Here is a 23,695-nt window from a genome sequence, read left to right on the forward strand (position 1 = left end):
AACGGTCTTTAGGCCCAAACGCCGCCTCCGGCAAGTCCGGGGCTGCGGCGCTCGGGCTGGGCCGCCCTGCCTCAGGCCAGCCGGGAGAAGAGGAAGAAGAGCCCGGCCCCAAGCAACATGGCCGCCGGCAGGGTGAACACCCAGGCCATGGCGATGGACCGCAGGGTGCGCATCTGGAGTCCGCTTTTATGGGCAGCCATGGTGCCGGCCACGCCGGAGGACAGGACGTGGGTGGTGGACACCGGCAACCCCAGGCCGTCGGCCAGACCGATGGTGACCATGGCCACGATCTGGGCCGAGGCTCCCTGGGCGTAGCTCAGCCGGGTCTTGCCGATTTTTTCGCCGATGGTGACCACGATACGCTTCCAGCCGACCATGGTGCCGATGCCAAGGGCCAGGGACACGGCCATGATCACCCAGTCCGGGGCGTATTCCGTGGGCCGGCGCAAGGTCCGGCGCAGCTCCCCGATATTGAGCTGGCCGGTGCTGCCATCGGGCAACCCTTCCATGATGCGGGCTGCGTCATCGAGGCACAGGATGTCGGTGCGCAGATTCCAGCGCTCGGCCGGCGGTACGGCCGCAATGGAATCGTACAGGGCCAGACGCTGCTGGATGGCTTCCGAGGCAGCCACGGCCCCGCGCACATCGCAGGACACGGCCGAAGCCTTCTGGGGCATCTCCTGGATGTCGCCCGCGCGGTAGGCCTTTTCGATCTCCAGGCGATGGGCGTCGAAATAATCGGTGAATCTGGCCGCAGCCTGGCGCACGGCGGCAATTTCCGCAGCCGGGGTGTCCACATCCAGGGCATAGACCCCGGGCAGAATGCCGATCAAAATGAGCATGACCAGGCCCACGCCCTTCTGGCCGTCGTTGGAGCCATGGGCCAGACTGACGCCAAGGCCGGACACAATCAGCGCCGCCCGCATCCCCGGCGGCGGCGGCGCGTCGCCCACCGGCGGCTGGTGCAGGGCCGGATTTTTAAGCATCCGCTGCAAAACAAGCAGCAGCCCGCCGGCCAGGACAAAGCCGATGACCGGGGAAATAAACAGCGACAGCCCGACCTCGAAAGCCTTGTGCCAGTTGACGCCGGCCCCGGCCGGCAGCCCCTCGCGCACGGCATTGGCCACCCCGACCCCGAGGATGGACCCGATCAGCGTATGGGAGCTTGAGGCCGGCAGCCCCAGGTACCAGGTGCCGAAATTCCATAGGATGGCCGAAACGAGCAGGGAAAAGACCATGGCCAGCCCAAGGTTGGTGTTGACCGACACAAGCAGGTCAACCGGCAGCAGATGGACGATGGCATAGGCCACGGCGATGCCGCCAAGCGACACCCCGAAGAAATTGCAGATGCCGGACAAGACCACGGCCGTGCGGGCGCTTAAGGATTTCGTGTAAATAACCGTGGCCACGGCATTGGCCGTATCATGAAAGCCATTGACGAATTCAAAGGTCAGGGCGATACCCAGCGACACCACCAGAAGCAGCAGTGTATGGTTGTCAACACTGGAGAATATTTCAAACATGCTCTATCACGTTTCCTTCATGAAAAAAGCTGCATCACAAATACAGAACACTTCAATGACGTCATAGAAATAAAAGTAAAAGCTACGTTCCTTCGACAAGATGCACCAAAGCCTGTCTGGCCTTGAGTTCCTCGACAGTGAAAACGAATCCCTGGGCAGCGGCATGGGCCACCAGTTCATCTACCGGCATCCCGCCGACCAAAAGCAGGCGGTCTTTGTCTGCCTGCAACCACGACAGAAAACGATCAATGGCATCCTGGCTCATACGGCCCTCCATGAAACGAGCCTAGCCCATTGTCCCGGCTCGGTACAGGCGCTGTCCGTGAAGTTTGCGTCAATGCCGGATGACAAACCGGTGATGCCGGCCGCGCCTGGACGAGTTTGCCAAACGATGTCAAAAATAGCTGCCCGAGCTTAACCTCTTCTTCATAATCGAATGGTAGAGGCTTTGTCGCGGCCCCGGGTATTGCGCCGGGGCCATCCAAGGAGGACGCGCGTGAACAAGCTTTTCAAATATGACGGATTGCAGCAGCCCGACACCATTGCCGCCTATCTCGAGGCGGTGCGTGACGGCTTTGCGACCGGTGAGATCACCCTGACCCAGGGCGAGGACGTGCTGACTCTGGCCCCCAAGGGACTGGTGGCGGTCACTGTCGAGGGCAAGCTCAAGGGTGAGGACCGCAAGCTCAAGCTGACCTTTCGCTGGAAGGAACGCGAGCAGGAATGCAATGCCCCCCTGCTCATCACGGCCCGGGACGACGGCGATGCATGAGATCGAACGCAACTTCAAATTCCTGCTTGTCGAGATCGAACGCCAGATCGAGGGCACGATTGCCGTTTTGGAGCATCGCGACGAAAAGGCCATCGCCAAAATCGAGGCCCGCGACGACTATATCGACAACTTGAAAAGCGTCATCGAGAATGCCTGTTTTGCCACGCTGCACGGCGAGACCCGGCCCAGTGCCCCGGAAGTCGCCCGTATCCGGGCCTTTCACATCATCGGCAGCAACCTTGAACGGGTGGGCGACCATGCCGTCAACGTGGTGCGTCAGACCCGCCACTACGACGACCCGGAATGCGTCAAACGCTATGCCTACAAGCCGTTTTTCCAGGAAATACGCAACGCCCTGGCCTGGATGCCCAAGGCCGTGCTTGAACGGGACATGGCGACGGCCCTTAAAATCTGCCGCTGCGAGCTGCACCTCGACCGTCTGTACAAGCAGGAGTTCGACCGCATCCGCGACGAACTGCGCTCGGGGTTCGGCACCGGCGATCTGCTGACCACGCTTTTTATCTTCCGCTATCTGGAACGCATGGGCGACGCCCTGTTAAATGTCGGCGAGGCCGCCATCTTCGGCATCACCGGCGACAAGTTCAAAATCCGCCAGTTCACGGCCCTAAGCGACATCCTGGCCGAGTCCGGCCACGAAAACCCGCTGTCCGACCTGGAATTCGAGTCCATCTGGGGGACGCGCTCGGGCTGCCGCATCGGCCGGGTGCTGGAACGCGGCGGCGAGGACGACTGCCACAAGGAAGTGATCTTCAAGGACGGCGACAGCGCCAAGCTGCGCCAGGAAGCGGACAACTTCGCCCGCTGGGAAGCCCTCATGCCCGGCCTTGCCCCGCGGCTGGAAGCCTTTCGCGAAGGCAAAAAAACCAGCTCCATGCTGATCGAACTGCTGCCCGGCCAGACCATCCAGGACCTGGCCCTGTCAAGCGACCTCGATCTCCTGGGCCGGGCCCTGGCCGCCCAGTGCCGCACGGCCAAGGCCCTGTGGGACAAAACCCTGACCGCGACCCCGGTGGCTGCCGGCTCCATCAGGCAACTGCGCGCCCGCCTGCCCGAGGTGCTCACCGTCCATCCCGGCTTTCGCCTCAAGCGCCGGACCATCGGCTCGTTTGTGCTGCCGTCTCTGGATGAGCTGCTCACCGCGGCAGCGGCTGCCGAGAAACCCCTGGCCGCGCCCTACTCGGTGCTTATTCACGGCGACTACAACACCAACAATATCCTTTACGACCAGACCGAAGACCGCATCCACTACATCGACCTGCACCGCTCGACCGAAACCGATCTGGTCCAGGACGTGTCGGTCTACATGGTCTCCAACTTCCGCCTGCCGGTCTTCGACAAGGCCCGGCGGCGGGTTCTGAGCAGCGTCATCCTGGAATTCTACCGCTTTGCCGCGGCCTATGCCGCAGAAAACGGCGATACGACCTTTGACATCCGTCTGGCCCTTGGCCTTGGGCGGTCGCTTATCACGTCAACGCGCTTTGAACTGAGCGAACGCTTTTCCAAACTGATGTTTCATCGCGGCATCTTTCTGCTCGAACGCGTGGTCGGCCATACCGGCGATCCGGCCGCCTTCCGGCTGCCGCTGTCCGCGCTTTGCTACTAGACATCCGCGCAACGCACCATGGAGGATTAAATGAAAAAGATAGGCGTGGTGGGCATTCCCGGCGGCTGGTCCACCTTACGGCTCCTGGACGCCCTGGAATCCCGCACAGGGTATCGCCTGTGCATCGACATGGCCGAGGTGCGCCTCGATCTGGAAACGGGCAAGGCCTTTTACCAGGGCACGGACCTGACCAGCCTCGATGGGCTGATCGTCAAGAAAATCGCCCCATCCTACACCCCCGACGCCCTGGACCGCATGGAGATCCTGCGGTTCCTGCGTTCCGGCGGGCTGCCGGTCTTTTCCGATCCCGACAGCATGTTTCGCCTGATTGACCGCTTAAGCGGCACGGCCGTCCTTCGCCGGGGCGGCATCCCCATGCCGCCGACGGAAATCACCGAGGATGTCGACGAGGCCGCCGCCGTGGTGGCCCGCTTCGGCCGGGCCGTGTTCAAGCCGCTCTACAGCTCCAAGGCCCGGGGCATGACCGTCATCGAGGACGGCCCGGAAGCCCATGAGGAGATTGCCGACTATCAGGCGGCCGGCAACCGGGTCATGTACATCCAGAAGATGGTCTCCCATGCCGGCGGGCATCTGGATCTGGGCGTGTCGTTTCTCGGCGGCGAATATCTGGCCACCTACGCCCGGCAAGGCAGCGGCAACTCCTGGGACACCACCACCCGTACCGGCGGACGCTACGTGCCCCATACCCCGTCCACGGAAATCATCGATCTGGCCCACAAGGCCCAAAGCCTCTTTCCGGGCATGGCCTTTACCTGCGTCGATGTCGTGGAAACGCCCTCCGGCGCAGCCATCTACGAAGTCTCGGCCTTTGGCGGCTTCCGCGGCCTGCTCGATGCCTGCGGCATTGACGCTGCCGCCGTCTATGCCGATTACGTCCTGGAGAACATCCGATGAGCAGTCCCACCATTGCCGGACTCATGGCCCCGATTCTTGCCGAGGCCCCTCTTGCCCACCGCCTGGAAGTGACCTTTGCCGACGTCACGGTCGCCCTCGCCACCAATTCCCAGGCCCTGACCGACAAGCTTGGCCACTACTACCGCGACTTCCTCGGCAGCGGCGGGACCACCACCATCGAGGTCACGGCCATCGAGGCCGGGCCGCCGGACTTCGACCTGCCGCTCAGTGTTCATGCCCGGGAACCCGGCAAGACCAAGCTCAAGGAAGCCTCCGTCGACCTGCCTGACGGACGCGTGGTGCGAAAACTCACCACCGGATTGGTGTTTCTGTTTGGCCAGGGCAAAAACTACGCTGTCGGGCCGTGCATCGAAAACGACAACCAGATCGTCAACTTCATCAACAACCGCTTCATCGAATGGCGGCTGAAGCATGGCGCCCTGCTCTTCCACGCCGCCGGCATTGCCCAGGCCGGCGCAGGGCTGGCCATTGCCGGGTTTTCCGGAGCCGGAAAATCCACGCTCGCCCTTGAAATCATGCGCCACGGCACGGATTTCATCAGCAACGACCGGGTGATGGTATCTCGTGAGGCAAGCTCCCTGACCATGGCCGGGGTGGCCAAGATGCCCCGGGTCAACCCCGGCACGGTGCTCAACAACCCCAATCTGGCCTCGGTCATGAACGCCGGGGACAGGGCCCGCTTTGCCGCCCTGCCCCAGGCCGAATTGTGGGATCTCGAACACAAGTACGATGCCTTTATCGACGAATGCTTCGGCCCGGGCCGGTTCAAGCTGGCCTGCCCCATGGCCGGGCTGGTCATCCTGCGCTGGAAGCGAGACGCCTCGCCGCTTACGGCTTCCCGGGTCGATCTGAACCAGCGCCGCGACCTCATGCCGGCCTTTATGAAGGACGTGGGCCTTTTTTACGAATTCGAAGACCCGTCCGAGCCGTCCATGGCCAGCCAGAACGCCTACCTCGAGTTGCTTGGCGATCTGCCGGTCCTGGAAATCGACGGCGGCGTGGATTTCCACAAGGCGGCCCGGGAATGCCTGACGTTTCTGGAGTCTGTGCGCCGTTAGAGGCTGCGCTGGCCGGATGCCCTGGACCAAAAGTCCGTACGTGACGGAGTAGCCATGACCGATCCGACGCAACAGGCAGCCCTCAAGGCTGCCCGGCATCCGGCCGCCTCCCTGGAACATGAGGCTGCTGCCCTCGCTCCGGAGGAGGAATTTCTCAAGCACCTCGAACATTTCGCCCAGAAAGCCAATGTATTTGCCACCTTGGCAGCCAAGAACAAGGTTGCTCCCTACGAGGCGTTTGCCCATCTGCATACGCTTTGGGCCGAGGTGGAGCGCACCGGAGCCCGTCTGTCCGAACCGGTCCCCCTGGCCAAACCGGCCGTGGCCGGCCTGACCACTGCCGAGGCCCGGGAGCGCCTTCGCCAGTACGGGCTTAACCAGGCCGGAACGTCCAAGCGCGTCACCCTGGCCAGCCGCATCGTCGATGCCCTGAAAAATCCCCTGGTGATCCTGCTCTTTGTCCTGGGCGGCATCTCCTACGCCACGGACGACGTGCGCTCGGCCGTGGTCATCATCGGCATGGCCGTGCTCGGCGTGACCCTCAAAGTCATCCAGGAGGCCAAGGCCGACACCGCTGCCGAGCAGCTTAAAAAGATGGTCCACACCACGGCCACGGTGCTGCGCGACGGCGGGCAGCTGGAAATCCCCATGACCGAGGTGGTTCCCGGCGACATGGTCCTGCTGGCGGCCGGCGACATGGTCCCGGCCGATGTCCAGCTCGTACGGGCCAAGGATCTCCACGTCAACCAGGCCATGCTGACCGGCGAAGCCCTGCCGGTGGAAAAAGTCGCCCGCGCCCCGGGGCAGCCCCCGGCCGAAGGGGAGACGGGCCTGGGCGATCTGGCCATGTGCTTCATGGGCACCAACGTGGTCTCAGGCTCGGCCACAGCCCTGGTCATGGCCACCGGCACGCGGACCTATTTCGGCGGGATTGCGGCCAAGCTCTCGGAAAAGCGGGCCGAGACGGATTTCGACAAGGGCATCAAAAAGTTCACCATGCTCATGCTGCGCTTCATGATCGTCATGGTGCCCTTTGTGTTTGTCATAAATGGCTTCACCACCGGCGACTGGATGGGCGCGTTCATGTTCGCCCTGGCCGTGGCTGTGGGGCTCACCCCGGAAATGCTGCCCATGGTGGTGACGGTGTGCCTGTCCAAGGGCGCTTTGGCCATGGCCAAACACAAGGTCATCGTCAAACGCTTGGACGCCATCCAGAACTTCGGGGCCATCGACATCCTGTGTACGGACAAGACCGGAACCCTCACCCAGGACAAGATCATCCTGGAAAAATACCTCGACGTCACCGGCGAGGAGGACAATTCGGTCCTGGAATACGCCTACGTCAACAGTACGCTGCAAACCGGCCTGCGAAACGCCCTGGACCTGGCGGTCATCTGTTCCGGCGACGGGGTCGGAACCCACATCGACCCTTCCCGCTATGAACTGCTTGACGAAATCCCCTTCGATTTCATGCGCCGCCGCTTGAGCGTCATTGTCAGGGATACCCACACCGGCAAGGCGATCCTTATCTGCAAGGGCGCAGCCGAAGAGGTCTTTGCCCAATGCTGCGACTGCCTCCACGACGGTGTCATCTCGCCCCTTGACGCCGTGCACCGCGAAACCATGCAGGAGCTGGTTCACGAGCTCAACGACGACGGCTTCCGGGTGGTGGCCCTGGCCTTTGCCGAAGTGGATGGTTCGCGCCACGACTTTGCCGTGGCCGACGAGTGCAACCTGACCCTCATGGGCTACCTCGCCTTCCTCGATCCGCCCAAGGATACGGCGGCCGACGCCCTGGCCGCCATGCTGGCCCTTGGCATCCAGCCCAAAATCCTCACCGGCGACAACGCGGTCATTACCGCCAAAATCTGCCGCGAGGTTCGGTTCGACGCCGGCGACCACCTGATCACCGGCGAGGCCGTGGCCGCCATGTCCGAGGCCGAACTGGCCGAGGCCGTGGAAATCTGCCACGTGTTCGCCAAGCTCGACCCCATGCAAAAGGAAGCCATCGTCAAGGCCCTGCGGGCGCGCGGCCATGTGGTGGGATTCATGGGTGACGGCATCAACGACGCCCCGGCCCTGCGGGCGGCCGACATCGGCATTTCCGTGGATTCGGCCGTGGACGTGGCCAAGGAATCGGCCGACATCATCCTGCTGGAAAAGAGCCTGGCCGTCCTCGAGCACGGCGTGGCCGAAGGCCGCAAGATCTTTTTCAACATCACCAAGTACATCCGCATGGGAGCCAGCTCGAATTTCGGCAACATGTTCAGCGTGCTCGGGGCCAGTGCCTTCCTGCCCTTCCTGCCCATGCTGCCCATCCAGATTCTGGTCAACAACCTCATGTACGACTTCTCCCAGACGGCCATCCCAACCGACAACGTGGACACCGACATCGTCAAGCAGCCCAGGCGCTGGCGCATCGACGATATCCGGCGCTACATCCTGTATCTTGGCCCGGTCAGTTCGCTGTTTGACTACGTCACCTTCTTTATCCTGCTCCATGTCTTCGGAGCCTGGGACAATGCGGCCTTGTTTCAGACCGGCTGGTTCATCGAGTCGTTGCTGTCCCAGACGCTCATTGTCCATGTCATCCGCACGGACAAGATACCCTTCCTGCAAAGCCGTTCCAGTTTCATGCTCGGCCTGACCACCCTGGCCATCTGCGCCGTTGGCGTGTGGCTGCCGTTTTCCCCTCTGGCCGGCTATTTCGGCCTGGTGGTCCCGCCGTCGGGCTACTGGGGCCTCATTGCCCTGGTCATCTTCTGCTACATGTGCCTGGCCCAGATCGTCAAAACCTGGGTGGTCAGGCGCATCGCATCCTGCGCCAACTAAAGCGCGCACGCGAAGCCTGACGCGAGTTGGCGACAGGCAAAACGCCGGGGAAGTCCGCCCGATGGGCTTTCCCGGCGTTTTTGCGTGTCCTGCAACGCTTCCGCAGCCCAAGCCGTAAGGCCTTCTCCCGCGAGGCTGGGTGGCAGGACAGTGCAAGGCGTGCTCCCAGACCGACCAGACCGTTCTGTAAGACAAGGACGCTGGCCCAAGCCTCCAGATACGTGGCAAACCAAGCCTCTCCCCCAGAACATTCGCGGCCAACTCCCGGCTCCTCCCCGGACCGCCGGTCCAGGGAACGTCAGCCCACAGAAGGGTGCCTCCCGCCAACGACGGACGGCATAGTGGGCAAGTCAGAACCATCGGGGCCGGTTGCCGGGGTTGCGGCGCAGCGTGTGCCCCGGACACAGGATGTTGTACCGTGGTGGATGCGGGCCCGTGCCCACCCTCGGCCATAAAAAAGCCCGGCCGCTTGCGCGGCCGGGCTTGGTCGTTTCGGGGGGAAACGGGTCCTACTTCTTGTTGAGGCCAACTTCCTGGGGGAAGATCGGCAGGTAGCGGTAGGACAGGCTCATGATGATGAAACCGTAGGCAATGACCATCAGCGAGGTGGCCCACTCTGCCCAGTTGGGAGTGTAGATCTCCCACTTGGTGAACGGCAGCACCGGCTGGGCCAGGGCCTGGACGGTGAAGACGTAACGGTTGATCACCACGCCGGCGCAGGCCAGGATGGCTCCCGAGTACATGAAGAACGGCTTCTTGCGCAGGGGAGTCAGCAGGAAGATCACCGGCACGAGCAGGCACAGGACCAGTTCGGTGAAGAACAGCCAGCGGCCGTAGACCAGCCCGTAGAACATCTGGTCAAAGGTCAGGCCGGCCCGGGGCAGGATGTCGTTGATCCAGGCCCAGGTGTCGAGATACTTAAACACCATGTAGATCAGCAGCATGGTGCCGCCGATTTTGCACATGAGGGACTTGATGCGGTAGGTGGTGAGCTTGCGGCCGGTCACTTTTTCCATGAAGCCGCAGATCAGCACCGTCATGCACGGGCCGGAGGCAATGGCCGACAGGACGAACAGGAAGAACGTCCAGGGCCAGATGAAAAACCCGTCGCGGAAGGCATACGGGCGGGCGAACATGACGCCGTACATGCCGCCGAGCGATCCCTGGTGGAAGGTCGACAGGAATGCGCCGATACCGGCAAACAGCGGCATGACCACGTGCATCTGGTGGGCCAGGTTGTGCAGGAACGGGATCTTGTTGATCTGCTTCTGCTCAAGGATCAGCGGCACGTATTCGATGATGAGCACCAGCAGGTAGCAGGTGATGCAGAAGATAACTTCTGTCAGCATCGAGTGGACGTTGGGGTGCCAGTAGCCGAACCATGACCGGATGGGCTGGCCGACGTCCAGGGACAGGATGAGCATGGCCCCGGAGTAGCAGATGAAGCCCTTGATGACGGTCAGGTTGATGATGTTCTTGAGTTCGTCAATGCGGATGATGTAGCGCAGAAGCCCGGTAAAAAAGGCTCCGGCACCCAGGGCAATGACGGCGAGGTCGAAGGTGATCCACAGGCCGAACCCGAAGTAGTTGTCAAGGCCGGTGACACCCAGGCCGTATGCAAAGCACACGAGCATGGCGAAGAAACCGTAGGCAGCGACAACGCCCAAAACGGCCAGCCACTTCATGAATTTCCCGATGGAGCAACGCTCCACACCCTCGGGATACCAGGTTTTTTCGATTTCAGTAAAGCTCATTGCATCCCCCCCGATTACTCGCTTTTAAGGTAGTTGTCGCCGAGCTTGCGCACCCATTCCCGCCGGCTGATGTAATAGACCTGGGTGTCGGTGCCCAGGCGTTCGAGCAGGCGGTAGGCGTAGGGGCTTTTGATCAGCTCATGCACCTTATGCTTGGGGTTTTTCAGGTCCCCGAAAGCGAGGGCCCCGGAAGGGCAATTCTGGACGCAAGAGGTGACGTAGGCCCCATCGTCGAGGTCCTCGGGATCCTTGCCGGCGGCGCGGGCAGCGTCCTTGGCCAGGGTCCAACGGTGGTGGCAAAACGAGCATTTTTCGACAACGCCGCGCGGCCGCACCGAGGTCAGGGGCGACAGGGTCTTTTCCATGCCTTCGGGCCAGACCGGGTCGAACCAGCCGAAGTACCGGACGTGGTAGGGGCAGGCGGCCACACAATACCGGCATCCGATGCAACGGGGGTAGACCTGGCTGACGATCCCGCCGTTCTCGTTTTTCTCCGTGGCAATGACCGGGCACACGGACACACAGGGCGGATTGCCGCACTGCTGGCAGGGCCGGGGCAGATAGGCAATGTCGTGGTCCGGGTAGGCCTTGTCGTTGGTCAGCTCATAGACGGTCATCCACGAGGTGGCCCGGAGCTTGTTGGAGGCTTCGCGTTGCGGTTCGACGTTGTTTTCCGTCTGGCAAGAGGCCATGCAGGCCCCGCAGCCGGTGCATTTGTCAATGTCGATCACCATGCCCCAGGTGATCGGGAATTCCTTTTTCTGTCCGGACATGACGGCTTCCCTTTACCTTGCGTTAGGCGATTTTGACTTCCGAAGCGATCCACGTGGACATGCCGGAGCCCGGCTCCTCGGCCACGGCCATGAGGGAGAGGTAGTTGGCTCCCTTGCCCTGGCTGAAGTAGTCAAAGGCTGTGTGGCCAAAGCCCAGGGGGGCCGAGACCATGCCGGTCATGACGCTTTCGAAGATGTGGACCTTGGCCTGGCAGTCGACGCCGGCAGCGGAGAGCTTGACCATCTGGCCTTTTTTGAGGCCGAGGGTTTTGGCTGTTTCGCTGTTGAGGCGCACCAGGGTGGTCTCGCCGAGCAACTCGGTATCAGGCACGGTGGTCAGATCCTGGCAGGGAATACCCGTGGCCGGGGTGCCGGTGCGCAACTGGGCGTAGGGAGCCAGGGTGGCGCCTGCCGCAGGCTTGCCGGCCTTGACGGCCTTGGCCACCACTTCGGAGGCAAACCCCATGCCGGTCTGGGCCACCTGTCCGACCATGGTCCAGGCGTACCCGGCTTCCAGGGCCTTCCAGAGATCGCCGCCGACCAGGGCCGGGGCGGGCTTGCCGGCAGCCACCTGCCAGGGCATGACATCCTTGGCCACAAAACCGCCGCTGGCCTTGGACAGGCTGGCGACTTTTTCCTTGAGCACCTGCTGGAAATTATCGAACTTGAGATCGATACTCAGCTTGCGGGCCAGGGCCAACAGGACGTCGGCCGAGGTCTTGGTGTCGTAGATGGGCTTCTGGATGGGCCGCACCAGGCTGTAGAGGCAAAAGCCGGAACCGTAGGGCGTGACCACGTCGTCATAGCGCTCAAGGGGCAGCGAGTTGGGCAGCACCAGATCGCAAAGGGCCGCGGTCTCGTCCATGAAGGAGGAGAAGCTGACCTTAAACGGAATCTTTTCCAGGGCTTTGGCCATGGTCGCCGCTTCGGGCAGGCCGTAGGCCGGGTTGGCATCGTAGACAAGCAGGGCCTTGGGAGCCGGGGTCTTGCCGGACTCGACGCCCTTGAGGAAGGCCGGCAGGTCGCCGTCGAGCATGGCCGCACGGGACAGCGCGCCCGGAACCACCGAAGCCAGTTCCGGCAGCATGAAGACGCCGCCGGGCTTGTTGACGCGGCCAAGGAGCATATTGAGCGACATGCCGGCGATAACCGGCGCAGCGCCCATGCCCTGGCCAAACGGGGAACCGGTGACCACCAGGGAGGCCTTGGAGGCCATCAGGGTCTTGGCAATGCCGGCCAGGACGTCGCCGCCGATGCCAGTGGCGCGCTTGACGTCTTCGGGACCGTAGCCGCCGTTGACCACAGCCTTGAAGGTGTCAAAGCCCGGGGCGGTGCTGGTTGCACCGGCCTTGAGCAGATGCCAGGCGATGCCCAGGGCCACCACGCCGAGGTCGGCGGCGGAGGCGGGAATCCACTGGTCGCACACGGCCGCGGTATTGTTGCGGGTGGGTCCGACGTAGATGTAATTGGAAGCGGGCTTGGTCCCGGCGGGACGGGTCGCGCCGAAGGCCTTGCGATTTCTGGTGGACGTGCCCCAGGTCTCGAAGATGTCGGCCCCGAGCACGAGCACGGTGTCGGCATTTTCGAAGTCGTAGCCGGCCTGGCCCTGGGCACCCATCAGTTTGAGCGCCTTGGCGGCCGAAGTGGCTTCGCCGGGCATCATGAAGGTACCGGCGCTGCCGAGCTTGCCGACGAGGGCGGTGAGCACCTCGTTGACGGTGCCGGTGGCATCGCCGGAGATGCTGGCTACCGAGCCTTTGGCCGCACCGAGCTTTTCAGCCATCTCGATAAGCGCCTGCTCCCAGGTGATGGGGGCAAAGGTCTTGCCGTTGCGCTTCATCGGCGATTTGATGCGGGCCGGGCTGTAGAGCATGTAGACTTCGGACCGGGCCAGGGCGGACACGCCGCCGCGGGACAACGGATGGTCCGGATTGCCGCCGGCGCTCACGGGATTGCCGGCCACGCGCATGATCTTAAGGCCCTCACCGGCCGGGCACAACTTGCTGGTCGTGGTCACATAGTCGATCTGGCCCTTGGGCACCTTGGGAATCCAAGGCCAGTTCTGCGTCCAGATGGAAGCGTCATCAATTAATTTCCACGGAACGGGGGTGAACATGATGCCCACGGTGCCACCCGCCACAAGCCCGAGGAAAGCTCTGCGATCAAGTCCCATTTCTCCCCCCTTATTTATGACAGACGTAGCAGGCGTTGCTGGTGCCCATAGAGGCATGGCAGCGTTCGCACTCCCACATCTTCATCGTGTCTTTGCTGTAGCCGCTCAAACGGTTCTCATAGTACGCCGGCGGATTGTCCATCTTGGCCACATCGAGATGGCACTTGGTGCACTCGAAACCACGGTGGGCGGCGTGCGAGAAAAACACATTGTCGGGCTGGTACTGGTACACGAGCCAGGGGACCTGAACGCCAGTCTTGACATAATCCTTGATGAACTTGTCGATTTCCTTGCCATTGGCCGAGGTATCGCCGGTTTCTTCGCCATGGCATTCGGCACAGGACTCGGTCGAGGGCAGGCCGGCGAATCGGCCGTCCGGACCCAGATGGTGGCATTGCTCACAGTCAATGCCAAGCTGTGTGTGGACAGTGTGACTGAAACGAATGGGTTGTGTCTTTTCGCTGTAGAGCATCTTCGGAAAGATGACCCATCCCACCACGAGGGCGCCGACGAAGCCGATCAGGGTGCAAAGCACCAAGCCGCCCACGCCGCCGGCCGAATTCGATCTCTTCTCCTCCATACTTCCCCTGCCCATGCCGTTGCTGGTTGTCCACCGCGCGCAATGGCACACGGCGGCCGCTTTTCCCTGTGGAAAAGACGGATAATATAAAGACGTGTCTCCACGTCGCGAGTCCTTCCGGGGGTTTGTCCCCTCACCCCGGCGCAGATTGTCGCACCGCGCTTTTTATCCAAGCTGCAACTGTCGTGTCAAGGTCTTATGAAAATTTTCACGAATCCCCGACACCTGGCTGACTCTTTCCCGGCACCTTGCCCTCGCGTCCGTAGATGTCGTCGAAACGCACGATATCGTCTTCTTCAAGATACGGTCCGGACTGGATTTCTATGATTTCAACCGGCACTTTTCCGGGGTTGGACAACCGGTGCAGGCTGGTCTTCGGGATGTCCACGGACTGGTTGTCGGAAAGAAGAATTTCTTTTTCGCCGACCTGGACCAGGGCCGTGCCGGACACGACAACCCAGTGTTCGGCCCGATGGTGGTGCATCTGCAGCGACAGGCGCGCCCCGGGCAGCACCACGATCCGTTTGATTTTAAACCCCGGCCCGTCCTCAAGCACGGTATAACTGCCCCAGGGACGGCGCACCGTCACGTGGGCTTCCACCAGCTTGCTGCCCTGGGACTTGAGCGCCCCCACCACGTCCTTGACCCGCTGGGCTTCGGACACCGGGCACACCAGGGTGGCGTCGCGGGTCTGGATGACGATGAGGTCTTTGACCCCGGCCGCGGCCAGGGTGCTCCCTTGTGAAAAAAAGAGCGAATTCGAGCAATCCAGGGCCAGCACGTCGCCCTTGATCACGCAGCCGTTGGCGTCACGCTTGCCCAGGCGGTATAGGGCCTCCCAGCTGCCCAGGTCGTCCCAGTCAAAGCCCGCCTCGACCATGGCGATGCGGTCGAGCTTTTCCACCACGCCGTAGTCCACGGAAACATCCGGGATGCCGGCATAGCCCGCAGCCAGGGGCCGTTCGCCCCGCGCCTGCCACCAATCGTACAGGGCCGGGGCATGGGCGGCCACCGCCTCGAGAAACATATCGGCCCGAAACACGAACATGCCGCTGTTCCAGAAATAGTGCCCGCTGGCCAGGAGCTTCTCGGCCGTTGCCAGATCGGGTTTCTCGGTAAAGCCAAGCACGGCGTAGCTGCCGGTTCCCAACGCATCGCCCCGATGGATGTAGCCGTAGCCCGTCTCCGGGGCCTGGGGCGGGATGCCGAAGGTGACGAACCAGCCCTGGCGGGCCAGATCGGTCGCCTGGTCCATGGCCCGGACCCACGAAGCGGCATCGTCAATGCGGTGGTCGGCCGGGAACACTCCGACCACGGCCTGGGGATCGGTCGCGACAATGCGCTCCAGGCCAAGCAAAATGGCCGGCAGGGTGTTTCTGCCCACCGGTTCGGCCAGGACCGCCCCGGCCACGTCGGGAAGCAGGCCGCGCAACTGGGCGCGCACCTCGAAAACATGTTCCTCGTTGGTCACCACGGCGATCCGGGTCGGGGCAAAGGCCCGGGCCACCCGATGCACCGTGGTCTGCAGCAACGTCTCGTCGCCGCCAAGGGCCAAGAGTTGTTTGGGCAGCAAGGTCCGCGACAGCGGCCACAGCCGTGTGCCGGAGCCCCCGGCCAGAATGAGGGCGTGGCGGCTGCTCTCGGCCGCCACGGAATCGGTGCTGGTCATGCCGTCTCCTTGTCCCGACTGCGATCAGGGAGCATAGGTGAAGGGAGAACCGACGTCGGCCAGACGGGGTTGGACAGCATCTTTTTCAGACAGGATGGGGTCCGTTACCGGCCAGGACACGCCGATTTCAGGATCGTTCCAGGCAATGCCGGCATCCTGGGCCGGGGTGTAGGGTGCATCCACCTTGTACATGAATTCCGCATCTTCCGTCAGGGTGACATAGCCGTGAGCAAAGCCCCGGGGAACCATGAGCCGCAAAAAATTGTCCGCCGACAACTCAATGCCGTACCACTTCCCGTACGTCGGCGAGCCCACCCGCAAGTCAACCACCGCATCAAAGACAGCGCCCCGCGTTACCCAGACAAGCTTGGCCTGGGTGGCCGGCGGCAACTGGAAATGCAACCCGCGCAGCACCCCTTTGGGACCGGAACGGGCGTGGTTGTCCTGAACAAAATCATAGTCCAACCCAGCCCGGGCATAGGCCTCGCGGCTGTACGTCTCCAGAAAAAAACCCCGATGATCGCCGAAAACTCTGGGTTTGACGACGACGAGCCCCGGGATGCCAGTCTGCGACACCTCCACGCGGGACCTCCTTTTCCTTCATTGCTGACTGGTTCGTCCGTGCAGCCGGATGCCGCACTCCCTATCGTATTTCACGCCCTTGGACAACAACTGTCATCGCGGCAGGCCTCTGTAGCGTTCACAGTACAGCGGTGTGTCGCTGCCGGCCGGTACTGCGTGACACCACCCGGATGCAATTTGCCACTCAAGGGCCTACGCCGCCGCCCGGCCCGGTCATTCTGTCCGGCGCGGCTGGCGTTTCGTTGTTTTCTTCGCTTTTTTCCGGGCCGGACCGGCCGTTTTTGTCCCGGCCCCTCCCGGTCGGGACCGCCCGCCGGCGGCCTCGCGGCCGGCAGCGTCGCCGCCGGGCCGGGAGGGTTTGCCGGTCCCCCGGGGCCGGGCCGACGGAAGCCGTCTGGCCGGCGCGCCGGCATTTTCCTGCCGTGCCGGTTGGGGCTTGGCCGGGGCCGGCGCATCCGGGTCAACCGGCAGCATGACCCGGGGCGCACCGCTTTTGCCGTCGAGGGGAGCGTTGGCCGGGATGTCCACGGCCAGGAGGTCGCCGGGAAATGGCGGCCGGCGATCCGGGGCCACCAGCACGGCCAGACCGCTCTGGCAACAGCCATAGACGGCGCTGCCCGGGACATCGGCCAGGGCAAAGGCCCCGGAAACGACCCGGACCGCCCGGGATTCCACGCTCGGCCGGCTCTTTCGGGCCAGCAGGAACGACAGGCTGAGCCGCTCTTTGCCAAGGTTGGCCCGCTCGGAAAAGGTCGTCAGCCACTTGGGCGCGCCCTTGGACGACATGTTGAAATGGCACCAGGCCCGGGTGCGGCCCCCGACCAGCACGCACTCCTCCCGGTGGGGACAGGGCGCGGAGATGTCCATATCCAGCTCGATAAAGGCCTCGCGCATCCCAAGCAGGCAGCGCCAGCCAAGCCGGGTTCCGGGTTCGACGACCAAGGCCCGTCCGCCCGGGGCCAGGGCGTCGGTCAACTGGGCCGCCACCCGCTCCATGCGCGAATCCAGGGGGTCGCGGCTGGTGCCGGCCAGTTCGTTGGCCACGTTGACCATGGCGATCAGGTCTGCGCCCCCGGTCAGGCCCTGCCAGTATTCGCCCCGGGTCACCCGGATGTTCCACGGCGCGTCCGGGGCGGTCGGATCGAAGCCGGCCAGTTCGGTAAAAAGCCCAAGCCCCAGGTCCAGGGCCCGTTTGGAACGGTCCAGGCAGGCAATGCGCAGTTTTTTGCGGCGCAGGTCCGGCCGCGACAGCCACAAGGCCTGGACAAAGGTCAACGGGCCGCTGCCCAGGTCGCACACCAGGCCGCCGTCCGGGAGGTTGAGGTCGAGTCCGGGCAGCAGGCGCGACAGGCGCATGAGGTTCCAGGGCAGATAGTACCAGGCATAGGCCGAAAGCGTGCGCGGTTCGCTTAAATATCCAGGCCTTGGGCCGCCTTCGCGTTCGGCCGTCAGGGACATGGACAGCTCGCGCACCAGACGCGGCAACTCCCGGATCATGGCCGGACGCAGCGGCAGCACCCGGCGCAGCATCTCCGGGTAGGCCGACAGCCGGGCCGAAACCTCCGGGGGGATGGCCGCAAACAGGTGGCGGGCGGCTCCAATCGGGCCGGAGCGGGGCAATGAATCAGCAGCATCACGGGACATAGGAAAAAACCATCCTTTGGATGAAGGCGTAACCGGCATCGTCGGCAGCGACCAGGGGGACCACGGCGGTCTTGGCGGCCAGGGCTGCGACCTGCTCGCGGCTGGCCGGATCGGTGAGAAAAAGTGCGGCGCCTTCCAGGGAAAGATTGCCGGCGACATGGGTTCTGCCGGCCAGTCCCGGCGGGAAAAAGCCGAGGGTTTCCAGATCCCCGGGCGAGACGGCCGTGCCGAACGCCCCGGCCAGATGGACCGAGGCGAGCTGGGCCGTGGTCAGGGCGCCGGCGGCAAGCAGGCTCGAAAAGGCCAGATTGCAGGCGGCCTTGACCTTGAGCAGCTCCTCGACGTCGGAGGCCGGCAGCCGGCAGCCGGCCGTCACGAAAGACGGTTCGCCATGCCTGTTGCCGATCCCGGCCGCCAGTCGCCGGCCAAGCGGGGTCGCGGCCGGGGTTGTAGCGAATCGCCCGTCCACGTCAAGGACCCCCTGCTCCCGCAACCGGGCGGCCAGGGACAGATAGCCCGGTCCGGCAATGCCCTTTGGCACCGCCGGAGCCGGCCCACCCCCGAAGAAAACCGGGACCAGTCCCCCAGGCGTCAGGTCAAAGGCCACCGCCACACCCGGCCCGGCCATGGCTCCCTGGGACAGCCCCACGCCTTCCAGGGCCGGCCCAAGCGGGGCGCTGGCGGCCAGGAAACGGTCCGGCCCAAGGGCCAGGACCATTTCGGCATTGGTGCCAAGATCGACGAGCATGAACGGATAGGCCGGGGCCTGCCGGGTCAGCACGGCCAGTCCGGCGGCAATGTCGGCTCCGACAAAAGGGCCGAAAAATGGCGGCACATAGGCCGGGGGCAGGCCGCTCCCCAGATCGACGGTCTCGCCGGCCCGCCAGGCCAGGCCATACGGGGCGCGGGCCAGACCGGCCAGGGGTTTGTCGCATAAAATCGACAGCATGGCCGGGTTGCCGGCCACACACAGGGCAGAAAGCTGCGGTCCGGCCAGGGCGGCCATACGGAGCAGCTCGTCGATGACCAGCCGGCGCAAATAGGCCCCGCCGCCCGGCTCCAGGGCAAAGGCCAGCCGGGAAACCACCTCGGTCCCGGCCCCGAGTTGGGGATTGACCCCGCGGCCCTCGGCCGCAACCCTGCCGTCGGCCAGGGACACCACCCGCCAGGCCAGCCCGGTGGTGCCGCAATCGACAGCCAGCCCCACCGGCCCGGCCACGGAAACAGGGGCGGGGCCAGCCAGCCGGTCGTAGGCCGGAGCCGGGCCGGTGTCGGCCAGGGCGAGAGCCTCGCCGCCACGGGCCGGATGCAGGCAGGCCAGCCGCCAGCCGTCTGCCAGAGCCCCCCCGGACAGGCGGCGGCGTTCAGCCGGCAAAGGCAAAGGTGCATCCCGCAGAAACCGGACCTGGCAACGGCCGCAACGGCCAAGGCCGGCGCAAAGCGGCACACCAACGAAGAAACCTGCCCGGAAAAGCGCCCGGGCCAGGGTGTCGCCCGGAGCGGCCGGCACGCGGCCTTTCCCCCGGGCTGTCGTTGCAGAAAAAATGATCGCCATTTCCGCTGATTGTTCCCCATTTTCGCCCCCCGGACAAGGGTTGGAGCGTTGCCTGGAGGAGATTTCAATTTATTAAATTCTCAAAATATCCTTGACGGGGATTTTTGAAGCTTTTAAACAAAGCCTACCTTTTGAAGAAATGTATCCGGCGATTGCGACAAGATTCATCGCGCCTGCAAGCGATGAACGCCCCCACGGTATCGATTGGATTGGACGGATACGTGGATGCGGCCCCGGCCGGCAACTCCAGCAAGGAGAAAAAGTTTTGACCGACGCGCACGCACACGCCAACGCCCTACGCAAGCTCAAACCGTTCGCCATCATGGCAATCCTGGCCTTCGCCCTGGCCGGGTGTTCTTCAAAACCCAAATCCTACTCCTACCAGTTTGAAGACTACCAAGGCTTTAACGCCCGCAACAACTTCATTGACGGCAACGTCCCCGAGGCCCGGCTGATCGCCACCGCCGAAAACAATCTCATTTCAGGCAATCTTTTCGACCAGGGCCACCCATCGGCCCCCAAGCAGACGGCTGCTTCGCCTGACAAGCTCATCAGCGACAATCTTTTCGAAGTGGCTGCGGTCCAGCGCAAGGGCGGCGTCTATGACCGCATCCTGCGCACCGCTTCCACCCAGCTCGGCACCCGCTACCGCTCAGGCGGCTGCGATCCCAACACCGGGTTTGACTGCTCGGGATTTACCACCTGGGTGTTTAACCGCTACGGCGTCAATCTGCCCCGCTCTTCCCGCGAACAGTACCAGGTGGGCAAGGAAGTCGCCAAAAACAGCCTGCGCAAAGGCGATCTCGTCTTTTTCCGCTCCAAACGGGGCATCAATCACGTCGGTATTTATCTGGAAAACGGCAAGTTCATCCACAGCGCAACCTACGGCAAGAACGTGACCATCTCACACCTCGAAGAAGATTACTGGAGAACGCATTATGCCGGAGGCCGCCGGGTCTTCTAGCGTCGCTTCGTGCACGCCGCGCCACATGGCCAGCCAAGCGGGTTTCCCTCGGTCGGGAGGCCCGCTTTTTCGTCCTGCCCTGGCCACAGTCTGCCTCCTCGCCCTGGGCCTCTCCCTGGCTGCCGGGCTGCCCGGTTGCCCGGAAGCTGCCCAGGCCGCCAAAACCAGACAGGAACCCTCCGGGGCGGCAACTGCCGCTGTCAATGGCCATGGATTTGCCCAGTCCGAAATGGCCCAGGTGGCCAACCCCGCCTTGCGCCAGGAACTGGTTCAGGTCAGCCAGGAATTTGCCGCCACAGTCACCACAAAGACCCTGGCCCGTCTCGGTTCCAAGGGCGGCCAGCACCGCCTCGACCTGTTGACGACCCCGGCCAATGCCTACCGCGACGCCGTGCGCACCGACGCCCTGGCCCGGCTCAAGGCCGCCGGAGCCGATCTGTCCGTGAGCCAGTATTTCGTCTACGCCGACCGCAATCCATCCACCCAGCTTATCATTCTGGCTTTCTTCGACGCCGAGGGGCAGCATGTGGTCCTGCTCGGAGCCGATTTTATTTCCTCCGGCAAACTGCGCCCCGGGGAGGACTCGTTTATCACCCCGGTCGGCGTCTTTGAGCACCTGCCGGAAAACTGGGGCTACCGGGCCGAAGGGACCAAGAACAGCAAAGGCTGGCGCGGCCTTGGTGCACGCGGCAGCCGGGTCTGGGATTTCGGCTACCAGCAGGCCCCGCGCCAGTTCCGCCAGGGGGTCTACGACAGCCAGATGCGCCTTTTAATGCACGCCACCGACCCCGACCAGGGCGAACCCCGCCTGGGCGGCCCGGACTCCAAGGGCTGCGTGCGGGTCTCGGCAGCGGCCAATGCCTTTCTCGACCAGCATTCCATCCTCGACCGGCACTACGAGTCCATTGCCTCGACCGATAAAGAGCGCGACCTGTGGCTGTTGCGCCGGGATCGACGTCCGGTGTCGCGGCCCGGCAGCTACCTCGTGGTCGGCGACTCGGCCATGGGCAGCGCCTCACGCTGAGAGCCGTGCGGCGTTTCACGCCTGCAGACCGCTTCGCTTGGGTGCCGGCCCGTCGAAAAAGCACGGCAGGCCGACAGCCAATGCTGTCCTGACACGTCCCCGGGGCTAGGCCTCAAAGACCTCGCCCGGCTCCGGCAGAAAAGCCCGGATCGACGCCCCGGCCAGGGTCCGGCGAATCGCCTCGCCCCGCTCCCGGCGCAGCTCCCGGCGCACATGCACCACGGCCAGGGCGTTGGCCCAGGCCGACTCGGCCGTTTCCACCGCCTCGGCAACCGACCCATGCCCGGCAACGCCCGGCGAAATCCCATAGCCTTCCTGGACCACCAGGGTGCAACCCGAGGCCAAATCCCGGCAGGCCGGCGTCGGCGCGCCGTCCCCGCCATAATACAGCACCCCGAACCGGGTCTCCAGACGCAGACCCAGACACGGCGCGCCATGCCCGGTCACAGCCGCCCGGGCGGCAAATCCGGCCATCACCAACGGCACCTCCGGCCGGGCCTCAAGACACACCAGCTCGAAATCAAGCCTGGCCCGCAAATTCGGATAGGCCAGATCGACAACCTGCCCTGCCCGCGTCGCCAGGCCCTCGCCGCCATGAAGAAACAGCGGCCGCACCCGCCCCTGCTCCTGCATCCGGGCCAGCAGATACGGCAGGCCGAAAAAATGGTCGCCATGAAAATGGGAAATCCACACCGCGTCAGGCCCGTCGCGGCGGTCGGAATCAGACAGGCCGGGACAGCCGAAAAAGGCCGCCGCAGCCGTGAAGCCGCAGTCCAAAAGCACTGTGCGGCGCGACTCGCCGGCCATGCCGGCCACAAACAGACTGGTATTGGGCAAACATTCGTCAAACGCCTCGCCAACTCCCACAAACGTCACCCGCATGACCGATTTCCCTCCCAAACCTTGCAATATGCCCGGCTTTTCGCCACAACGGGAGCATTCCTGCGGCCAAAGGCGCACCCCATGCCGCCCGCGTCCGGCTCCACCCCCAACCGACCAAAGGAATCCCCATGCAGCGCCGCGTCACCCAGATCGAAAGCATCCGGGTCCTGGCCATGTTCGGCATCTTCTTCTACCACCTCTGGACCGTGCTGCCCGCCGGTGGCGCGCAAAATCCCTTTGGCCCCATCCTCGGCGACATCATGAGCCAGGGCTACCTCGGCGTGGTGGTCTTTAACGCCATCACCGGCTTCGTGCTCACCTTGCCCCACGCCAATCCCGGCGGCAAGCCGCCCCTGGCCTACTTCGACTTTTTCCGCCGCCGCTTCGGCCGCATCACCCCGCAATACTATCTCTCCCTGGCCCTGTGGAGCGTGGTGGCGCTACTCGCCGGAGCCATGCCCCTGGCTGCCCTGGGAGCCTGCGTGGCCGAAAAACTCTTTTTCGTGCAAACCTTCGACCCGACGCGGTTTTTCTGCCTCGAACCGGCCTTGTGGTGGATGGGGCTTTTGGCCCAGTTCTACCTGACCTTCCCGCTGCTGCTGCGCCTTTTCACCAAGTTCGGCCCGGCCCGAGCCACCGCCGGCTGCCTCGCCTTCGGCTGGGGCCTGTGGATCGTCCTGTCGCTTTTGGCCAAAGTCAGCACAACCGCCGCCCTGCTGGACTACATGCTCTACTTCAACCTGCCCTACCGGCTGCCCGAATTCGCCCTGGGCATGGCCTTCGCCCTGGCCTGGAAAGCCCGCGCCGCCAATCCCCGCCAGGGGGATCCGGTAAGCGGCATCCCAACCTCCTGGCTGGTCGGCTTCCTGGCCGCAACCTACTTCGGCCTGCCCCTGGCCATCGTGTACAAGGCCCATCTGCCCGCCACACTGGCCCATATCCTGCTCACCATCACCTGCCTGGGACTCGGCGGCACACTCTTCTCCTGGCCGGCCATGGCCCGACTCGGGGCCAAACCCGCCGTCTCCCTGGCCGCCGCCACCTCCTACAGCTTCTACCTGCTCCACCAGCCCATCCTCGGCTACGGCGCAAACCTGCTGCAAAGCCTGCACCCCTTCGCCGCCATGTGCCTGCTGGCCGCAGTCAGCCTGCCGGCCTCCTACGCCCTGTCACGCTGGCAGGACCGCATCGTGGCCAAGTTCGAAGCGAGAGGGAAAGGGAAATAATCGAGAGAAGAGAAGATACGAGACGAGAAGATGCCTCCGGCGGCCGGGGGGATGATCCCCCCGGACCCCTGCTAACGGGGAGGCGGTGCAGGGCGCTGCCCTGCACTGCCTCCCCCACCCGTTA

The 23,695-nt window shown here is 63.9% G+C and carries 19 protein-coding genes; 8 read left to right on the forward strand and 11 right to left on the reverse strand.

From position 1 onward, the window contains the following. Positions 1 to 71: 71 nt before the first annotated feature. Together DVDV_RS04465 and DVDV_RS04470 are read right to left on the reverse strand one after the other, a co-directional pair. Positions 72 to 1,523 (reverse strand): inorganic phosphate transporter, encoded by a 1,452-nt coding sequence (locus DVDV_RS04465; protein WP_075353504.1) that lies wholly within the window; start codon positions 1,521 to 1,523, stop codon positions 72 to 74. Between the two features lie 82 nt (positions 1,524 to 1,605). Beyond that, positions 1,606 to 1,788 (reverse strand): Nif11-like leader peptide family natural product precursor, encoded by a 183-nt coding sequence (locus DVDV_RS04470; RefSeq protein WP_075353505.1) that lies wholly within the window; start codon positions 1,786 to 1,788, stop codon positions 1,606 to 1,608. 231 nt (positions 1,789 to 2,019) lie between these two features. Here DVDV_RS04470 and DVDV_RS04475 point away from each other — a divergent pair, with 231 nt between their 5' ends. From DVDV_RS04475 to mgtA, 5 genes are read left to right on the forward strand one after another with little or no spacing between them, the layout of a single operon-like run. Beyond that, the gene (locus DVDV_RS04475) at positions 2,020 to 2,295 is read left to right on the forward strand and encodes an amphi-Trp domain-containing protein (protein ID WP_075353506.1); all 276 of its coding nucleotides are present in this window, start codon (positions 2,020 to 2,022) and stop codon (positions 2,293 to 2,295) included. Then, the gene (locus DVDV_RS04480) at positions 2,288 to 3,919 is read left to right on the forward strand and encodes a PhoU domain-containing protein (protein WP_075353507.1); all 1,632 of its coding nucleotides are present in this window, start codon (positions 2,288 to 2,290) and stop codon (positions 3,917 to 3,919) included. Before DVDV_RS04475 ends, DVDV_RS04480 begins: the two co-directional genes overlap by 8 nt. A 30-nt stretch (positions 3,920 to 3,949) precedes the next feature. After that, entirely contained in the window at positions 3,950 to 4,834 is an 885-nt protein-coding gene (locus tag DVDV_RS04485; protein WP_075353508.1) for a GAK system ATP-grasp enzyme, read from the forward strand. Then, positions 4,831 to 5,913, forward strand: a complete 1,083-nt coding sequence (locus DVDV_RS04490; RefSeq protein WP_075353509.1) for an HprK-related kinase B — start codon at positions 4,831 to 4,833, stop codon at positions 5,911 to 5,913. The genes DVDV_RS04485 and DVDV_RS04490 overlap by 4 nt, the downstream gene beginning before the upstream one ends. 54 nt (positions 5,914 to 5,967) lie before the next feature. After that, positions 5,968 to 8,745: a magnesium-translocating P-type ATPase gene (mgtA, locus tag DVDV_RS04495; RefSeq protein WP_075353510.1), complete on the forward strand. Its 2,778-nt coding sequence runs from the start codon at positions 5,968 to 5,970 to the stop codon at positions 8,743 to 8,745. Positions 8,746 to 9,254: 509 nt separating this feature from the next. Here the strand turns inward: mgtA and qrcD are convergent. The 8 genes from qrcD to DVDV_RS04535 all read right to left on the reverse strand — a co-directional run bounded on the left by qrcD (position 9,255) and on the right by DVDV_RS04535 (position 19,475). Next, positions 9,255 to 10,499, reverse strand: coding sequence for a menaquinone reductase integral membrane subunit QrcD (gene qrcD, locus DVDV_RS04500; protein WP_075353511.1), 1,245 nt, complete (start codon positions 10,497 to 10,499; stop codon positions 9,255 to 9,257). Between the two features lie 14 nt (positions 10,500 to 10,513). After that, positions 10,514 to 11,272, reverse strand: a complete 759-nt coding sequence (gene qrcC, locus DVDV_RS04505; protein WP_075353512.1) for a menaquinone reductase iron-sulfur cluster-binding subunit QrcC — start codon at positions 11,270 to 11,272, stop codon at positions 10,514 to 10,516. Positions 11,273 to 11,294: 22 nt separating this feature from the next. Beyond that, the gene (qrcB, locus tag DVDV_RS04510; RefSeq protein ID WP_075353513.1) at positions 11,295 to 13,445 is read right to left on the reverse strand and encodes a menaquinone reductase molybdopterin-binding-like subunit QrcB; all 2,151 of its coding nucleotides are present in this window, start codon (positions 13,443 to 13,445) and stop codon (positions 11,295 to 11,297) included. 10 nt (positions 13,446 to 13,455) lie between these two features. Continuing rightward, positions 13,456 to 14,025 carry a menaquinone reductase multiheme cytochrome c subunit QrcA gene (gene qrcA / locus DVDV_RS04515; protein WP_075353514.1) on the reverse strand — a complete coding sequence of 190 codons (570 nt, stop codon included), beginning with the start codon at positions 14,023 to 14,025 and terminating at the stop codon, positions 13,456 to 13,458. Between the two features lie 208 nt (positions 14,026 to 14,233). Continuing rightward, complete coding sequence (locus tag DVDV_RS04520) at positions 14,234 to 15,694, reverse strand: mannose-1-phosphate guanylyltransferase/mannose-6-phosphate isomerase (RefSeq protein ID WP_075353515.1); 1,461 nt, start codon at positions 15,692 to 15,694, stop codon at positions 14,234 to 14,236. A gap of 24 nt (positions 15,695 to 15,718) precedes the next feature. Further along, positions 15,719 to 16,276: a dTDP-4-dehydrorhamnose 3,5-epimerase gene (gene rfbC / locus DVDV_RS04525; RefSeq protein WP_075353516.1), complete on the reverse strand. Its 558-nt coding sequence runs from the start codon at positions 16,274 to 16,276 to the stop codon at positions 15,719 to 15,721. A gap of 213 nt (positions 16,277 to 16,489) precedes the next feature. Continuing rightward, entirely contained in the window at positions 16,490 to 17,920 is a 1,431-nt protein-coding gene (locus tag DVDV_RS04530) for a small ribosomal subunit Rsm22 family protein (RefSeq protein WP_075353517.1), read from the reverse strand. Beyond that, the gene (locus DVDV_RS04535) at positions 17,910 to 19,475 is read right to left on the reverse strand and encodes an ASKHA domain-containing protein (RefSeq protein ID WP_075353518.1); all 1,566 of its coding nucleotides are present in this window, start codon (positions 19,473 to 19,475) and stop codon (positions 17,910 to 17,912) included. The genes DVDV_RS04530 and DVDV_RS04535 overlap by 11 nt, the downstream gene beginning before the upstream one ends. A 265-nt stretch (positions 19,476 to 19,740) precedes the next feature. Between DVDV_RS04535 and DVDV_RS04540 the strand changes: the two genes are divergently transcribed. Then, positions 19,741 to 20,439 (forward strand): C40 family peptidase, encoded by a 699-nt coding sequence (locus DVDV_RS04540; RefSeq protein WP_075353519.1) that lies wholly within the window; start codon positions 19,741 to 19,743, stop codon positions 20,437 to 20,439. A 25-nt stretch (positions 20,440 to 20,464) separates the two neighbouring features. Further along, a complete protein-coding gene (locus DVDV_RS04545) occupies positions 20,465 to 21,463 on the forward strand; it encodes a L,D-transpeptidase (RefSeq protein WP_254845249.1) in 999 nt (332 codons plus the stop codon). A 105-nt stretch (positions 21,464 to 21,568) separates the two neighbouring features. Here DVDV_RS04545 and DVDV_RS04550 read toward each other — a convergent pair whose 3' ends face one another. Next, positions 21,569 to 22,345, reverse strand: coding sequence for an MBL fold metallo-hydrolase (locus DVDV_RS04550; protein ID WP_075353521.1), 777 nt, complete (start codon positions 22,343 to 22,345; stop codon positions 21,569 to 21,571). Between the two features lie 128 nt (positions 22,346 to 22,473). On the opposite strand from DVDV_RS04550, the gene DVDV_RS04555 reads away from it, so the two are divergent. After that, on the forward strand, positions 22,474 to 23,571 hold the full coding sequence (locus DVDV_RS04555; protein ID WP_075353522.1) for an acyltransferase: 1,098 nt from the start codon (positions 22,474 to 22,476) through the stop codon (positions 23,569 to 23,571). Positions 23,572 to 23,695: the final 124 nt, after the last annotated feature.

It is taken from the genome of Desulfovibrio sp. DV, from assembly GCF_001936595.1.
Classification (GTDB): domain Bacteria; phylum Desulfobacterota; class Desulfovibrionia; order Desulfovibrionales; family Desulfovibrionaceae; genus Solidesulfovibrio.

Bases quoted from the DNA above. Each gene is read 5' to 3' on its own strand.
- DVDV_RS04465 (WP_075353504.1), bottom strand. From the start codon at position 1,523: ATGTTTGAAATATTCTCCAGTGTTGACAACCATACACTGCTGCTTCTG.
- DVDV_RS04470 (WP_075353505.1), bottom strand. From the start codon at position 1,788: ATGAGCCAGGATGCCATTGATCGTTTTCTGTCGTGGTTGCAGGCAGAC.
- DVDV_RS04555 (WP_075353522.1), top strand. From the start codon at position 22,474: ATGCAGCGCCGCGTCACCCAGATCGAAAGCATCCGGGTCCTGGCCATG.
- qrcB (WP_075353513.1), bottom strand. From the start codon at position 13,445: ATGGGACTTGATCGCAGAGCTTTCCTCGGGCTTGTGGCGGGTGGCACC.
- DVDV_RS04530 (WP_075353517.1), bottom strand. From the start codon at position 17,920: ATGTCCCGTGATGCTGCTGATTCATTGCCCCGCTCCGGCCCGATTGGA.
- mgtA (WP_075353510.1), top strand. From the start codon at position 5,968: ATGACCGATCCGACGCAACAGGCAGCCCTCAAGGCTGCCCGGCATCCG.
- DVDV_RS04520 (WP_075353515.1), bottom strand. From the start codon at position 15,694: ATGACCAGCACCGATTCCGTGGCGGCCGAGAGCAGCCGCCACGCCCTC.
- qrcA (WP_075353514.1), bottom strand. From the start codon at position 14,025: ATGGAGGAGAAGAGATCGAATTCGGCCGGCGGCGTGGGCGGCTTGGTG.
- DVDV_RS04485 (WP_075353508.1), top strand. From the start codon at position 3,950: ATGAAAAAGATAGGCGTGGTGGGCATTCCCGGCGGCTGGTCCACCTTA.
- qrcC (WP_075353512.1), bottom strand. From the start codon at position 11,272: ATGTCCGGACAGAAAAAGGAATTCCCGATCACCTGGGGCATGGTGATC.
- qrcD (WP_075353511.1), bottom strand. From the start codon at position 10,499: ATGAGCTTTACTGAAATCGAAAAAACCTGGTATCCCGAGGGTGTGGAG.
- DVDV_RS04480 (WP_075353507.1), top strand. From the start codon at position 2,288: ATGCATGAGATCGAACGCAACTTCAAATTCCTGCTTGTCGAGATCGAA.
- DVDV_RS04545 (WP_254845249.1), top strand. From the start codon at position 20,465: ATGGCCAGCCAAGCGGGTTTCCCTCGGTCGGGAGGCCCGCTTTTTCGT.
- DVDV_RS04535 (WP_075353518.1), bottom strand. From the start codon at position 19,475: ATGGCGATCATTTTTTCTGCAACGACAGCCCGGGGGAAAGGCCGCGTG.
- DVDV_RS04550 (WP_075353521.1), bottom strand. From the start codon at position 22,345: ATGCGGGTGACGTTTGTGGGAGTTGGCGAGGCGTTTGACGAATGTTTG.
- DVDV_RS04490 (WP_075353509.1), top strand. From the start codon at position 4,831: ATGAGCAGTCCCACCATTGCCGGACTCATGGCCCCGATTCTTGCCGAG.